This is a genomic window from Amycolatopsis jejuensis, from assembly GCF_000717335.1.
GTDB lineage: Bacteria > Actinomycetota > Actinomycetes > Mycobacteriales > Pseudonocardiaceae > Amycolatopsis > Amycolatopsis jejuensis.
Window position 1 is genome coordinate 284,839 of record NZ_JNYZ01000011.1, and the last position, 15,083, is coordinate 299,921.

The following is a 15,083-nucleotide window of genomic DNA, read 5'->3' on the forward strand; positions in this document are numbered from 1 at the left end:
GCACCACGCTCGGTCATGCCGCAAATATTATCATTCGCAGCGTTGAACCGGGCAGTGGCGAGGGGTACCGCCCGCGCGGCGGCACCCCTCGCCCGGCTAGCGGGTCCCGATGCTGTCAAAGGCGTCCGGGCGTTTCGCCTTCAGCCGGATCGCCACGAGAATCCCGGCGAGGGCGACCGCGGCGAACGCGACCAGCGCGAGCACCGCACCCGCCGAGGTGCCCGCCAGTATCCGGAGGTTGCCGGTCATGAGCGCGAACAGCACGAGCAGGGCCACCCCGGAGATCACCGGCGCGACGATCGACACCCACCGGCCGGGCGACTGCTCGGGATGCCGCCGGAAGTAGATCATGACGGCGATGCTGGTCACCGCCATCAGCGGCAGCAGGAAGTAGATCCCGGCCCCGGTCAGCGCGGCGTAGGACTGCACCGCGTCCAGTCCGGTCGTCATGATCAGCAGGCTGGCCACAAGCGCGAAGGCGGCATACGTCAGCACGGAAACGTGCGGCGACTCCAGGCGCGGATGCACCGCGGCGAACTTGCGGGACAGCACGCCGTCGCGGCCGAGGGAGAACAGGTAGCGCGAAGCGTTGCCCTGGATGGAGATCATCGACGCGATCTGGCTCGTCACCAGGATCACCGTGAACAGCTTGACGAAGAAGCCGCCCAGGAACGCCTGCACGCTGTCGAAGAACGACCCGACCGGATCAGCCGTAGCCGCCTCGACGACGTGCGAAGGGCCGAACGCGATGATGTAGACCCAGCAGCCGAGGGCGTAGAACAAGCCCATGAACGCGACGGCCAGGTACGTCGCGCGCCGCACGTTGCGTTCCGGATTCTTGGTCTCGGCACGGAAACAGGCCCCGCCCTCGAAGCCGATCATGGTGAGCATCCCGAAGACCACGCCGAGCCCGATCGAGCCGGACGCGAACGAATGCGGCGTGAACGACTCGAACGCGTACCCCTCCGGGCCGCCCTTGACGAGAATCGCCGTCTGCCACACCGCCACCGCGACGCATTCGAGGATCACCATGATCCCGATGACCTTCATCGAAAGGTCCACCCGCAGCAGTCCCAGCACCATCACCAGCGCGAGCGTGATCAGGGACCAGATCTGCCAGTTCAGCACCGGTGCGCCGAAGAATCGTTTCGTCATGTCGACGAAGATGAGCCCGAGGTAGATGTTGGCGCCCACCCCGATGAGGAAATAGGCGGCCGTGGCGACGAAAGCGCCGCTGAGCCCGGTGATCTTGCCCAGCCCTTGGGCGATGTAGGTGTAGTACGCGCCCGGGTTGGCCACGTATTTGCTCATCCCGATGAAGCCGATGGAGAACAGGAACAGCACCGCGCCGCCCACGAGGAGGGCCATCGGTGCGCCGACGCCGTTCCCGAACGCCACGGCCAGCTGCTGGAACCCGGCCATGGCGCCGATCGGCGCGTTCCACGCCACGATGAGGGCCGCGAGCGTGAACAAGCCCAGTTTCCGGGGCAGCGCCGTCGCCGGGCCGGCGACCGCAGACGGCTGGTCGAGGGACGGGTTGGTCATGAAGCCTCCCAGGGCTGAACCGGGCCGATGGCGTCCGCGCCTGCCGCGACGCAGCGGAATCCGCTGTGACGCCCATCACCGCGATGTGGTTCTCCAACTCTAAGGATTCAAATATTCATGTCAAGGTTTTTGGACGAAGTTCTCCGCCGGGCTCTGGCGGACCGGCCGACGTGCACCGCTCTTGCGCCAGTCTAAATTATGTGGTTTCGTAATTTTGAAGAAGGAACGTTGACGACCAGGAGTGTGATGTGACTTCAGCGGCCAGTGCTCTCCCGGCAGAGGCAATCCCCGCGGCAGTCGGGCACGTGATCGACGGGCGGATCGAACCCGCCGGTGCCGACCGGCTGCCGGTCCTCGACCCGAGTACCGGTGCGGTGATCGCCGAGCTCGGCCGGGGTACCGAAACCGACATCGATCGTGCCGTCGCCGCGGCCCGGCGAGCGCTGCCCGCGTGGCGGGCCCGTACCCCGGGTGAACGGGCTGCGGTCCTCGACGAGGTCGCCCGCGTCGTCGAGGATCACGCGGCCGAGCTCGCCGCCATCGAGAGCCGCAACGTCGGCAAGCCGGTTTCGCTTGCGGTGGAAGAGATCGGCTCGGTCGTCGAGGTGTTCCGGTTTATGGGCACCGCGGCGCGCACGCTGCAGGCACCGGGCACCCAGGAGTACACCGCGGGGCACCTCTCGATGCTCCGCCGGGAACCGCACGGCGTGATCGGGGCTGTCACGCCGTGGAACTACCCGCTGATGACCGCGTCCTGGAAGCTGGCCCCCGCGCTGGCGATGGGTAACACGATGGTCCTCAAGCCGTCCGAGCTCACGCCGCTGAGCACCGTGCGGTTCATGGAACTGATCGGCGACGTCCTGCCGGCCGGGGTGGTGAACGTCGTGCTCGGGACCGGAGCCGAGGTGGGCAGTGCGCTCTCGCGGCACCCCGGCGTCGACCTGATCTCGCTGACCGGAAGCCCGGCGGCCGGCCGTCAGGTGTCTTCCGACGCCGCGCGCACCCTCAAGCCGGTGCACCTCGAACTGGGTGGCAAGGCACCCGTCGTGGTCTTCGCCGACGCCGATCTCGAAGAGGTCGTCGGCGCTGTCCGGCAGGCCGGTTTCGTCAACAGCGGCCAGGAATGCGGTGCGGCCACTCGTATTCTGTGTCATTCCTCGATCCGGGAGCGGCTCACGGACCTGCTGGTGGCCGAGGTCGCGGAGATCACGACCGGTGCGCCGGAGGAGAAGGCCGACCTCGGCCCGCTGATCAGCGAGCGCCAGCTCGGCTCTGTCGTCGCCATGATCGATCGGGCCCGCCAGGGCGGTGCGCGGATCCTCGTCGGCGGCAAGCAGGTGGACCGGGAAGGCTTCTTCTTCGAGCCGACCGTCCTCACCGACGTGACCACCGGGTCCGAGATCGTGTCCGGCGAGATTTTCGGGCCGGTCGTCACGATCGAGGTCTTCGACACCGAGGACGAGGCGATCCGGCTGGCCAACAACACGGACTACGGGCTCGCGGCGTCGATCTGGACCCGCGACGTCGGCCGGTCCCTCCGGTTGACCGGTGCCCTCGACTTCGGCACGGTCTGGGTCAACTCCCATCTGACCCTGGCGCTGGAGATGCCGTGGGCCGGGTTCGGCTCGTCGGGCCACGGCCGCGAGTGTTCTGTACTGGCGCTCGAAGATTTCTCCCGTACCAAGCACGTCATGGTCGCGACGTCGTGAAGCCGCTGCCCATTCGCAGCGTCACCGGGTACACCTACGACGCGAACTACCTGCACGGCGACTACGCCATGTCGAAAGGCCGGGTCGCCACCGGTCATCCGTCGCTCGTGGTCTCGGTGACCACCGACAGCGGCCTCGTCGGCTGGGGCGAGACCTGTCCCAACGGGGGTACCTACCTGCCGTCGTTCTTCGCCGGTGAACGGGAGGCCCTGCGGCTGCTGGGAGAGCAGGTCATCGGGCTCGATGCGGGCAACCTCGGCCGGCTCAATGCCGCGATGGACAACACGCTTCTCGCCGGGCAAGGGGCCAAGCACGCGATCGACAGCGCCTGCTGGGACCTCCTGGGCAAGTCGCTCGAAGTGCCCACCTACGCGCTGATGGGCGGTGCACTTTCCGACGAGGTTCCCGCCTTCGCCGCGATCGGCGTCGGCACCCCGGACGAGATGGCTGACCGCGCCCGCGCCGAACGCGGCAACGGGCTCCGCCGGATGCAGATCAAGGTCGGCGACGACCCGCGGATCGACGCCGAGCGCGTGGCGGCGGTGCACGCGGCGCTGCCGGGCGATGTCGAGATCTGGGCGGATGCCAACGGCGGCTGGACTCGCGAGCAGGCGCTGCTGTTCTGCCGGTTCCTCGACGTGCCCGTCGCGCTCGAACAGCCCTGCGTTTCCCTTGCGGATTGCGCGGAGGTCGGCCGCCGGAGCGGGCTGCCGCTGATCCTCGACGAATGCATCGTCACGATGACCGACCTGGCGATGGCGAAAACGGTGGCCAGCGGGATCAACCTGAAACCGTCGCGGGTCGGCGGGCTCACGAAAGCCCGGGCCCTCCGGGACGCCGCAGTCGGCCTGGATCTCCGGATCACGATCGACGACACGTGGGGCGGGGCGATCGTCACCGCGCAGAATCTGCAGCTGGCTGCGACGACCGCACCGGAGCGGCTTCGGGCGGTGACGTTGTTCTCCGACTGGATCACCCCGGTGGTGGCCAAGGTCCCGGCAATGGATGCCGACGGGATGGCCCGGCTGCCCTCGGGGCCGGGCAACGGGTTCACGGTCGATCCCGGAATGCTCGGGGACCCGATCCTCCACATCGGACAGTGACCGTGGGCTGCTCAACCGGCTGAACGGACCGGGACCAGCGGATCTCGCGGCAGTCAGTGTCCCCGGCTGAGCAGGTCCCCCACCGCCTTTTCGATTTGCTCCTCCGACAGCAGGACGCAGTCCGCCGCGGGGCCGAGCGGGATAAAGCTGTTCTCGCTCGCCACGCGGCGGACCGTGCCCTCGAAACGGCCGTCGACGAGCGCGGCCAGCACGGCTTCCGACGTGCCGCCTTGGGCCCGCGTTTCGTCGACGACCAGCACCCGGCCGGTTTCCCTTGCCTCCCGGAGCAGGTCGGCGGTCGGCAACGGGGCCAGCCACCGCAGGTCGACCACCCGGATGCCGATTCCCCGCGCCGCTGCCGCCCGGGCGGCCCGCAGGCTCATCGGGACGCCGTTTCCGGAGGTCACGATGGTGAGGTCGCCGCCGGTGCCGTACGTTCTGGCCCGGCCCAGCGGGGCTTCCCGGCCTGGGTAGTCCGCGAGCCAGGCGTCGTCGCCGGGTTCGTGGAGGTCGCGGGTGTGGTACAGGGCAATGGGTTCCAGGAAGACGCTCACCCGGCCGTCGACGCGGGCGGCCGCGGCGCAGGTGCGCAGCATGCCGGCGGCGTCGTCCGGCCGGGACGGCGACGCGATGATCAAGCCGGGGATGTCCCGTAGCGCGGCAAGGCTGTTGTCGTTGTGGAAATGCCCGCCGAAACCCTTTTGGTACGCGTATCCGGCGATACGCACGATCATCGGGTTGCGGTAGTGGCCGTTGGAGAAGAACTGGAGCGTGGCGGCTTCTCCGCGGAGCTGGTCGGCGGCGTTGTGCAGATATGCCAGGTATTGGATTTCGGCGATCGGCAGGAAACCGGCCAGTGCGGTACCCAGGCCGGTGCCGAGAATGGTTTGTTCGTCGAGCAGGGTATCGAAGACCCGCGTGCCGCCGAATTTCTTGCGCAGGCCGCGGGTGACGCCGTACACGCCGCCCTTCCCGGCCACGTCTTCGCCGAAGACCAGCACCCCGGGGTCTTCGGCGAGGAGGTCGGTGAGTGCTCGGTTGATGGACTGGGCCAAGGTCAGGGCGGGGACCGGGGCGGAAACCGACCGGGCCGCAGCAGCGACGCGGTCTGCGTGCAACGGGGCGAGCGGGGCCATCACGGCCGCGGCGCTCGTCAGTTTCGGAGTGGCCACCACCTCGTCGGCCAGTGCCGAGACCTCGCGGCGTTTGAGCTCGTACCGCTCGACGGCCTCCGCCGGAGCGAGCACCCCCGAGGACACGAGCAGCTCGGCAGTGCGGACCAGCGGGTCGCGCTTCTGGTCGGCGGCAATGGCATTCGGACGGCGATAAGCCGACTCGACGTCCGATCCGGCGTGCCCCATCAGCCGTACCGTGTGCAGGTGCAGAAACGCCGGGCGGCGATGGGCGCGTACCCAATTCGCGGCTTCGGTCGCCACTGCCAGTGTCTCCGCGACATCAGTTCCGTCGGCGGGGAAATACCGCAGCCGGTGGCGGTAATTGTGTTCGATCCAGCCGGACGGGGTCGGGACACTGATCCCGATTCCGTTGTCCTCGCACACGAGCAGCAGTGGCATCGGCACCCCGCGGTATTCGCAATGCAGCGCACTGTTGATTGCGCCGACCGCCGTGGAATGGTTGGCCGAAGCGTCGCCGAAACTGCATACGACAACGGAATCGGACGGCCATTCGCTGCTGATGCCGAGCTTCTTCGCCCGGTCTATCCCGAATGCGAGCCCGACAGCCCGGGGAAGGTGGGAAGCGATCGTCGACGTCTGCGGGATGATGCCGAGTGCCTTGTTGCCGAAGACCTTGTGCCGCCCGCCCGAAATCGGGTCGGCGGACGAGGCGGTGATCCCCTGCAGGACGTCCCGCAGCGGATGCTGTCCCGGTACCTGCCGCGCGCGGGCCAGGTAGAAGGCGCCGGAACGATAATGCAGCAGCGCCGGATCGGTCGGCCGGAGCGCGGCGGCCACGGCGGCGTTGCCCTCGTGCCCGGACGAGCCGATGCTGTAGAAGCCGCGCTTGGCCCGGCCGAGGTCCCGGGCGGCCAGATCGAGGTGCCGGCTGCCGAGCTGCGCGTCGAACAGCTCGAGCAGCTGCCGGCGGGGAACGGCTTCCGGAGCCGAGCCCCGGGGCAAGGCCATGACCTGGGACACGAAGTGCTCGTCGACAGGGTCCACCGTCGTCCTCCAAGCCTGGTATCAGGTGTCCGGCAGCATCTCGCCGTGGCGGTCCCGCAGTTTCGCCACCGCGATGAGGGTGATCAGGGAGGTGACCATCAGGTAGAACGACGGCGCGAGTGCGTTGCCGGTGCGCGCGATCAGCCAGGTCGAAATGTACGGCGCCGTGCCGCCGATCGCCGCGGCGGCCACGTTGTAGCTCACCGCGATCCCGGTGAAGCGGATGCGGGTCGGGAACACCTCCGCGAGCGCGGTGAACATCGCCCCCATCGTGGCCGACTGGACCAGCGCGAGCACGATCAGCGCGGCCACCACCGCGACCACGTTGCCGGTGCGGATCAGCAGGAACAGCGGCAGCGTGAGCACCAGGAACGCGGCCGCCGAGCCGCCGAGCACCACCCGGCGGCCGAACCGGTCGGCGAGGTACCCGAAGACCGGCAGAGCCGCGATGGCGACGATGATCCCGCACGCCGTGAGCCAGGACGCTGTGGCGGACGAGAAGTGCATGTTCTGCTTCAGGTACGTCGGCATGTACAGAAACACCAGGTAGTAGCCCGCGACGTTCACGACCGGCAGCGCCAGCCCGGTGGCGAGCTGGGGGAACGCCCGAAACGTTTCTGCCAGCGGGACCTTGGCGATCGCGTCGCCGCGCTGGATCCGCTCGAACGCAGGCGAGTCCTCCAGCCGCGAGCGCACGTAGAGCCCGACCGCGCCCGCGGGAAGCGCGATGAGGAACGGGATCCGCCAGCCCCACGACACCATCTGCTCGGTGGTCAGCGCCTGATTCAGCACGGCGACCAAGCCGGACGCGATGAGAAAACCGGCCAGCGAACCCATTCCGGGCGTGCTGCACAGGACCGCGCGGCGCATCGGGCGGGCCGCCTCGGCGACGTACGACACGGCACCGGCGATCTCCCCGCCCGCCGCGAGGCCTTGCAGACAGCGCAGCACGAACAGCAGAATCGGTGCTGCCACGCCGATTCCGCCGTATCCGGGCAGGAGGCCGATGACGAAGGTGGCCGCCGCCATGGACAGGATGGTGAGTGTGAGCACGCGTTTGCGTCCGGTGCGATCGCCGATGTGGCCGAACAGGATTCCGCCGATCGGCCGGACGACGAAGGCAGCGGCGAACACCGCGAAGGTGGCCAGCAGCCCGGCGGTGGTGTCGGCCTTCGGGAAGAACACCGCGGCCAGCGTGGAGGCGAGATAGCCGTAGACGCCGAAGTCGTAGAACTCCATCGCCGACCCGATCGCCCCGCCCCAGGCGACCCGCCGGGCGCTCGCGGCGTCGAGACTCTGTCGTGGTTGCGTGGTCCGGTCGAGACTTTCGGCTGCGGGATCGGTCATGACAGTCCCCTTCCGGGATCCCCCGAGAATGGTGCGTTCCGCCGCTCAGATGTCCAGCAGTTCACCCCGGCGGTCCCGCAAAGTCGCCACCACCGCGAGCGTGACCACGGCGGCGACCATCAGGTAGAACGACGGCGCGAGCCCGTTTCCGGTCCGCGCGATCAGCCAGGTCGAGACGTACGGCGCCGTGCCGCCGATCACCGCGGCGGTGACGTTGAAGCTCACCGCGATCCCGGTGAAGCGGATGCGGGTCGGGAACACCTCGGCCAGTGCGGCGAACATCGCCCCCATGGTCGCCGACTGGATCAGCGCGAGCACGACCAGCGCCGCCGCCACCGCGACCAGGTTGCCGGTGCGGATCAGCAGGAACAGCGGCAGCGTGAGCACCAGGTACCCGGCCGCGGAGCCGCCGAGCACCACCCGGCGGCCGAACCGGTCGGCCAGGTGCCCGAACAGCGGCAAGGCGGCAATGGCGACGATGATGGCGAACGTGGTGAGCCAGGCCGCGGTCGACGCCGAGAGGTGCACGGTCTGGCGGAGGTAGGTCGGCATGAACAGGAAGATCAGGTAGTACCCGGCGAAATCCGCGACGGGCAGCGCCAGTCCTTTGAGGAGCTCCGGGAGCGCACGAAACGTTTCGGCAAGCGGGACCCGGGCAATCGCGTCGTTGCGCTGGACGCGCGCGAAGGCAGGTGAGTCCTCCAGCCGCGAGCGCACGTAGAAGCCGACCACCCCGGCGGGCAGCGCGATGAGGAACGGAATCCGCCAGCCCCACGACACCATCTGCTCGGTGGTGAGCGTCTGGTTCAGCACGGCGACCAGCCCGGACGCGACGAGAAAGCCGGTCAGGGAGCCCATTTCGGTGGTACTGCACAGGATTCCACGCCGGGCCGGACGCGCGGCCTCCGCGACATAGGACACCGCACCGGCGATCTCCCCGCCCGCGGCAAGACCCTGCAGGCAGCGCAGCACCAGCAGCAGAATCGGTGCTGCCACGCCGATTCCGCCGTACCCGGGCAGGAGGCCGATGAGGAAAGTGGCGGTGGCCATGGACAGGATGGTGACGGTGAGGACCCGTTTGCGACCCCGCCGGTCGCCGATGTGGCCGAAGAGGATTCCGCCGATCGGCCGGAGGATGAACGCGGCGGCGAACACCGCGAACGTGGCCAGCAGCCCCGCCGTGGTGTCCTCTTTCGGGAAGAACACCGTGGCCAGCGTGGAGGCGAGATAGCCGTAGACCGCGAAGTCGTAGAACTCCATCGCCGACCCGATCGCCCCGCCCCAGGCAACGCGACGGGCGCTCACGGCGTCGAGGCTTTGTGGTGGTTGCGTGGTCCGGTCGAGACTCCCGGCCGCGGGATCGGTCATGACACGTCCCCTTCCGGATGTTCCGGGATACCGAAAAGACGGCAGGCATTGCCGCCGAGGATGTTGCGTTTCGCTTGTTCGGTGAGGAACGGCAGATCGTAGATCGTGCTGGGCAGGTCGAAGTCCCAGTGCGGATAGTCGGAGGAGTACATCAGCTGGTGCTCGGCGTCGATCATGTCGAAGGTGGTCTTCAGCACCGACAGGTCGTTCGGGCGTTCCATCGGCTGCGACGTGTAGTACATCTTCCGCATGTAGTCGCTCGGCAGCGCGCGCAGCAGGGGCGCCTCCGACGACCGCATTTTGTACTCGTTGTCCAGCCGTTGCATCAGGAACGGGATCCAGGCGAGGCCACCCTCGATCCACAGCACCCGGAGGCCGGGGAATCGTTCCGGCAGCCCGTTGATCACCCAGTTCGTGAGGTGCACCATGTTGTAGAACGGGAAACCCAGGCTGTGCACGGAAATGAACTTGTTGAACTGCTGCATCGAGCGCTCGTGCCAGCTGTACCCGGCGTGGAAGCCCAGCGGCATCCCGCGTTCTTCCAATTCCCGGTACAGCTTCATGTACCCGTTGTCGTGCACCGGGTTGAACCGCACGCTCGTCACCATGAATCCGACTACCCCGGGGACATCGGCGTATTCCCGCACGATTTCCAGGCAGGCTTCCGGATTGCCGAACGGCAGGTACAACATCGTCAGGATGTGCGGGTCGGCGCTGATCACCTTTTCGATCACCCAGCGCGCGTACGCCCGGGCCAGCCCGATTTCGACCTCCCGCGCCGGATGCAGGCCGAGATTGAGCATCGGCGTGGGAAACATGATCTGGTAATCGATCCCCATGGCGTCCATGGCCCGCCGGACGATCACCGCGTCGCGATGCGCGCCTTCCGCACCCGCCATTTCCTTCTTGCGCATCGGATACCGGGTCAACCGGCCGGAGAGGTCCTGGTTTCCCCATTCCGGAGTCATCAGGCCGGTGTTGTTGACCTCGGCCGCGCCGCCGCGCTGGGCGAAATGCCGCAGCACTTCGTCCTCGAGGTAGCCGACGATTTCCGCCCACGATTCGGTTTCGTAATGGTGCGCGTCGACGTCGACGATCGTGAAGTCCTGGTAATTGCGCTCGGCCGCCTGCCGGGCGGCATTGCGCAGGTGCTCGCTCGTGTTGAAGTCGTCGTCCGGCGACATCCGGTGGCCGGCCTGCGGGCGGGACGTCGTGGTCATGAGGTGGCTCCCGCCTCGTTCGTCGGCAGGTCGTGCCCGGCACGGGTCTGCCACATGGCCAGCTCGAACAGTTCGATGTTGAGCTGCTTGAGAATCCCGCTCACCGCGATGACCGCCTCGGTCGCGGTGACGCCGGGAGTGCCCGGCTCGTCCGGGAAAGCGGGCTCGGCGGCGTGCACGTCGGCCGCCGCGGCGTAGTGCCGCACCGCCAGCGCCAGCAGCTGCTGCACCACCGGGAGCGGAAGCTCGCCGACCTGCGGCGGATCCGCGAGCAGCGCGCGGACGTCCTCGATCCGGTCAGTCATCTTCGACCACCACATACACTTCGCCGTCGCGGACCACCGTTTCGAACACCCGCAGCGCGGCCCCCGGTTCGGTGACCGATTTCCCGGTGGGGAATTCGTATTCCCATCCGTGCCAGGGACAGGCGAGATGGAAGACCGAGTCCGAAAAACGTTCGCCGAGTACCGACCGGTCCTCGCCGAGAATTGCTTCGACCCGGCCGTTGATCACGCCCTCGCACACCGGACCGCCCTGATGCAGGCACCGGTTCTCGAAAGCCATCACGGTGCCGCGGTGGGCGAGCACCCCGATTTCCCGCTCCCCCGCGGAGACGAAAATCCGGCGCCCGCCGGTCAATACCGCGAGATCACCGACCAGGATTTCAGCCATCTGTGCATCCTCTCCGCACCGGAAGATCGAAGGACAGAATAATTTTCCCGCGAGCCGGAGGTCAAATACCGAACCGGCGATGGAGGTATAAGACGCTTGCTATCCACGAAGCGGCGAAAACAATTCAGCCGGACCCCAGCGCCGCCCTGATCACGTCGAGCACCTTGTGCTGCGCCGCGGTGAGGGTGGTCTGCGCCCGCCTGCCGAGCCACAACGGGATTTCGAACGGTTCGCCGACCAGGTCCAGCCGCGTGATCTCCCCGTGTTCGAGCGCGCTTTCCACCACATTCTCCGACAGCAGCCCCACGCCGATTCCGGCCCGTACCCCGGTTTTGATGCTCTCCGGGTCGCCCAGTTCCATGATGACCCGCCGCATCGGGAGGCCACGGTGGCGGAACTGCCCGTCGATCAATTGCCGGTGGACCTGGTCCTTCGGCCCGCACACGAACGGGAGCCCGGCGAGCGTTTCGCCGCTGATCGGCCCTTCCGGATGCCCGTGGCCGGGCGCGGCGACCGGGACCAGCCGGTCCGGCCGCAGTGCCTCCCAGGTGATGTCCGGCGTGGAATCGGCGCTTTCCAGCGCCACCACCGCGAGGTCGCACCGGCCCTCGGCCAGCGCGAGCACCGCGGCGTGCGGATGGAGGGTGATCAGCGAGATCAGGACCCCCGGCAGCTCCTGGTAGACCTCGCTGAGCACCTTGGGCAGCACGTAGTTCCCCACCGACAGGCTCGCCCCGACCACCACCGAGCCGCGCGAACCGTTGCCCAGCTCCGCGATGAGCCGGCGGGCGCCGTGCGTGCGGTCCAGAACCGAACGGGCCCAGGCGTACACGACCTCGCCCGCCTCGCTGGTCTCCATGGTCTTGCCGTTGAAGTGGATGAGCGGGGCCCCGATCCGGCGTTCCAGCGAACGCAGCTGCGCACTCACCGCCGGTTGCGCGATCCCGCGTTCGCGCGCGACCTGGGTGACGCTGCGGCTTTCGACCACCCGGCAGAAGATCTGCAGCTGGTTCAAGGTGATTCGCGGATCCACGTCGTGCCCTCCCGCGCTCCGGCAGCACTGCCGGTCTTGTCGAGCCGGGCCCGATCCTACGCGATCGGCACTCACCGCCGGGAAAGCCGGACGTGGACGCTCTTGACCGCCGCATACGATTCGATCTCATCCAGCGCCTCCTCTCGCCCGACCCCGGATTCCTTGACCCCGCCGAACGGGGTGCCCGGAAAATGCGTCGCGACCTCGTTGATCCACACGTAACCGGCCGCCAGCCGGTGCGCCACGCGATGGGCCTGGCCGAGGTCGTCGCTCCACACGCTCGCGGTGAGCCCGTAGCGGCTGTCGTTGGCGATGGCCACCGCTTCGTCCTCGGTGCCGAACGACGTCACCGTCACCACCGGGCCGAACACTTCTTCCTGCGCAACGGCCATTTTCGGGGCGACCTCGGTGAGCAACGTCGGTGGGTAGAAGTAGCCGCCATCCGCCAGCTCGGGGCCTTGGCCGAGCCGCTGGGTGGCGCCGTCGGCCAGCCCGCGCTGCACCCAGCCGTGCACCGATTCCAGGTGCGGGCGCGAGATCAGCGGTCCCATCGTGGCGGCCGGATCGAGTGGCGGGCCCAGCCGGACCGCCGTCATCCGCTCGGCGAGGGCCGAGACGAACTCGTCGTGCAGCTGGTCGTGCACCAGGATCCGGCTGGTCGCGCCGCACGATTGTCCTTGCGTGGACGTGAAGTTCATGCCGTCGAATGCGCCCTGGGCTGCTTCCTGGACGTCCACCCCGGGAAACACGAGCATCGGGTTCTTGCCGCCGAGCTCCAGGGTCACCGTTTTCACCGCTGACCGGGCCGCGGCCTCCTGGATGGCGCGGCCGGTGGACACGCTCCCGATGAACGCGATCCGCCGGATCTCCGGATGCGCAACGATCGCCTGTCCGGCCTTCCCGCCGGTCAGCACGCTGAAGAGCCCGGACGGCATCAGGTCGTCCACCAGCTCCGCCCAGCGCAGGGCACTCAGCGCCGTCTGCACGGCCGGTTTGAGAATCACCGCGTTTCCGGCGAGCAGGGCAGGAACCACCCGCGTGGTCGCGTAGAGCAGCGGATGGTTGTACGCGACGATCCGGCCGACCACGCCGTACGGCTCATGCCGGGTGTAGTGGAACCGGCCGGGGCCGCCGTCCATCGCCGCCCCGCGCATCGCGAGCGCGAGACCGGCCTGGGTCCGCAGCATCCGCACGGAATTCGTCACGTCGAGCCGGGCCGCGGTGAGCGGGTTGCCGCTGTCGATGGCGTCCAGCGTGGCGAGGTCTTCGCTGTTCGCGGCGAGCCGGTCCGCCATCGCGTGGACGACCGCAGCGCGCTCGGACATCGTGGTGTCCCGCCAGGTCAGCGCGGCTTGCCGGGCGGCTTCGCAGGCCAACTCCACGTCGGCCGGACCTGCCTCGGGTACCCGGCACAGCTCGGCGCCGGTGGCCGGGTCGATGGCGGGTGCGGTGGCGCCGTCGGCGGCCGGGCGGGAGCGACCGGCAATGCGCAGTCCCCAGTCGTGCCCGCGGATGCTCTGATGGTCCATGGTGTCCTCACGGGATAGTCGGTCACGGCTCGAGGTCGGCCGGGGGGACGGCGTCGCCTGCCGCGGCCAGGATGCGTTCCTTGGCTCCGGCGCCGAGCCCGGCGAGCGTCGCGTAATCCACGCCGACGAGCCGCCCGTCGCGTTTGCGGAACTCCCCGGCCACCAGGACGTGCCGGATCTCCGCTTCGCTGGAGTACAGCACCAGATGCGTGGCCGGATCGCCGTGCGCGCGGCCGAACGGCTGAGGGTCGAGGACGATCAGGTCGGCGTCGTACCCGACCTCGATGGAGCCGATCCGGTCGCCGAGCCCGATCGCCTCCGCGCCGAGTTTGCTGCCGGTCTGCGCGACGTAGCGCGCCGACAACGTCGGGCTGCCCTCGCCGCGGGTGATCGGCAAGCGTCCGGCGGCGCGTTCCCGGGCTCCGTCCAGCTGACGTTGCAGGAAGTACAGCAGGCGCAGCTGCGGGAGGATGCTCAGCCGGGCCAAGGCGGGACCATCGACGCCCAGCGCGAGGTCGATCCCGTGCGCGCGGGCTCGCTCGATCACGGAGTGCGAGCGGTTGCCGGAGAAGGACTCCGCTTCCGGCTGCAGCGAGATCGTGCCACCGACGCTCGCTAGTGCACGGAGGTCGGCGTCGTTCGCGTAATTGCAGTGCACTGGCAGGATGTCCGCGCCGAGGACGCCGATCCGTTCGAGGGTGGCGATGGCGCCGACCTCGTTGTCGTGGAACGTCATCGGCACGCCGAGCGACCGGGCCCAGCCGATGACGTCGGCGGTGGTTTCCGGCGGGGTGACCTGGATGTCGTCCAGTGCGACGGCGATCGAGGTCAAGGCGGTCGCTTGGCCGTGCAGCCATTCGATCCCATTGCGGCGGTCTCGATCGTCCACAAAGGACTTCTCGACGACGGAGTAACGATTCTTCAGGTCACCGGCAAGGATTGCGCGGATCCCCGCCGCCTGTAGTCCGTCGAGCGCGGCCCGGCCGAGGTCCCGCGACTGCATGGCGAACTCGTAGTCGAGAACGCACGTGACGCCGTGGTCCAGCAGTTCCAGCGCGCCGAGGTACAACGCGGTGTTGAGATCCCGGCTGCTGAGGTACCGGGCGAGCGGTGGTACCAAAGCGAAGTACTCGTTGCCCCAGGCGCCGGTGGCCAGTCCGCGGAGGACCGCTTGCCACAGGTGAGTGTGCGTGTCGACCAGTCCGGGTGCGACGATCATTCCGCTGACGTCGACGACCTCGGCGCCGGGCGCGGCCAGGTCCGGACCGATTGCCGCGATCTTCCCGGCCGCGATCAGCACGTCCTGGGGATCAGTGCTCCGGTCGTGCCAGAGCAGCGGGATCCCGCCCTTGAGCAAGGTGTGCGCCATGGCTCCCC

The 15,083-nt window shown here is 68.4% G+C and carries 12 protein-coding genes; 2 read left to right on the plus strand and 10 right to left on the minus strand.

Features of this window, described 5'->3' with window-relative positions; genetic code table 11:
- Positions 1-96: 96 nt before the first annotated feature.
- Positions 97-1,545, minus strand: coding sequence for an APC family permease (locus tag OO71_RS16550; protein WP_051791615.1), 1,449 nt, complete (start codon positions 1,543-1,545; stop codon positions 97-99).
- 248 nt (positions 1,546-1,793) lie between these two features.
- Here OO71_RS16550 and OO71_RS16555 point away from each other — a divergent pair, with 248 nt between their 5' ends.
- Positions 1,794-3,254: an aldehyde dehydrogenase family protein gene (locus OO71_RS16555; RefSeq protein ID WP_051791616.1), complete on the plus strand. Its 1,461-nt coding sequence runs from the start codon at positions 1,794-1,796 to the stop codon at positions 3,252-3,254.
- Entirely contained in the window at positions 3,251-4,357 is a 1,107-nt protein-coding gene (locus tag OO71_RS16560) for a mandelate racemase/muconate lactonizing enzyme family protein (protein ID WP_051791617.1), read from the plus strand. The genes OO71_RS16555 and OO71_RS16560 overlap by 4 nt, the downstream gene beginning before the upstream one ends.
- A 53-nt stretch (positions 4,358-4,410) precedes the next feature.
- On the opposite strand, the gene OO71_RS16565 is transcribed toward OO71_RS16560, so the two are convergent.
- From OO71_RS16565 to OO71_RS16605, 9 genes are all read right to left on the minus strand, one after another.
- On the minus strand, positions 4,411-6,537 hold the full coding sequence (locus tag OO71_RS16565) for a thiamine pyrophosphate-dependent enzyme (RefSeq protein ID WP_033290647.1): 2,127 nt from the start codon (positions 6,535-6,537) through the stop codon (positions 4,411-4,413).
- Positions 6,538-6,558: 21 nt separating this feature from the next.
- A complete protein-coding gene (locus tag OO71_RS16570) occupies positions 6,559-7,884 on the minus strand; it encodes an MFS transporter (RefSeq protein ID WP_051791618.1) in 1,326 nt (441 codons plus the stop codon).
- Between the two features lie 45 nt (positions 7,885-7,929).
- Positions 7,930-9,252, minus strand: a complete 1,323-nt coding sequence (locus tag OO71_RS16575) for an MFS transporter (protein ID WP_051791619.1) — start codon at positions 9,250-9,252, stop codon at positions 7,930-7,932.
- Positions 9,249-10,472, minus strand: coding sequence for an amidohydrolase family protein (locus OO71_RS16580; protein ID WP_084144984.1), 1,224 nt, complete (start codon positions 10,470-10,472; stop codon positions 9,249-9,251). Before OO71_RS16580 ends, OO71_RS16575 begins: the two co-directional genes overlap by 4 nt.
- On the minus strand, positions 10,469-10,777 hold the full coding sequence (locus tag OO71_RS16585) for a hypothetical protein (RefSeq protein ID WP_033290648.1): 309 nt from the start codon (positions 10,775-10,777) through the stop codon (positions 10,469-10,471). The genes OO71_RS16580 and OO71_RS16585 overlap by 4 nt, the downstream gene beginning before the upstream one ends.
- Positions 10,770-11,144 (minus strand): Rieske (2Fe-2S) protein, encoded by a 375-nt coding sequence (locus tag OO71_RS16590; protein WP_033290649.1) that lies wholly within the window; start codon positions 11,142-11,144, stop codon positions 10,770-10,772. Before OO71_RS16590 ends, OO71_RS16585 begins: the two co-directional genes overlap by 8 nt.
- 124 nt (positions 11,145-11,268) lie before the next feature.
- Positions 11,269-12,177: a LysR family transcriptional regulator gene (locus OO71_RS47465; protein ID WP_051791620.1), complete on the minus strand. Its 909-nt coding sequence runs from the start codon at positions 12,175-12,177 to the stop codon at positions 11,269-11,271.
- 71 nt (positions 12,178-12,248) lie between these two features.
- Positions 12,249-13,706 (minus strand): aldehyde dehydrogenase family protein, encoded by a 1,458-nt coding sequence (locus OO71_RS16600; RefSeq protein ID WP_033290650.1) that lies wholly within the window; start codon positions 13,704-13,706, stop codon positions 12,249-12,251.
- Between the two features lie 22 nt (positions 13,707-13,728).
- Positions 13,729-15,075, minus strand: a complete 1,347-nt coding sequence (locus tag OO71_RS16605; protein WP_033290651.1) for an amidohydrolase family protein — start codon at positions 15,073-15,075, stop codon at positions 13,729-13,731.
- Positions 15,076-15,083 lie beyond the last annotated feature (8 nt).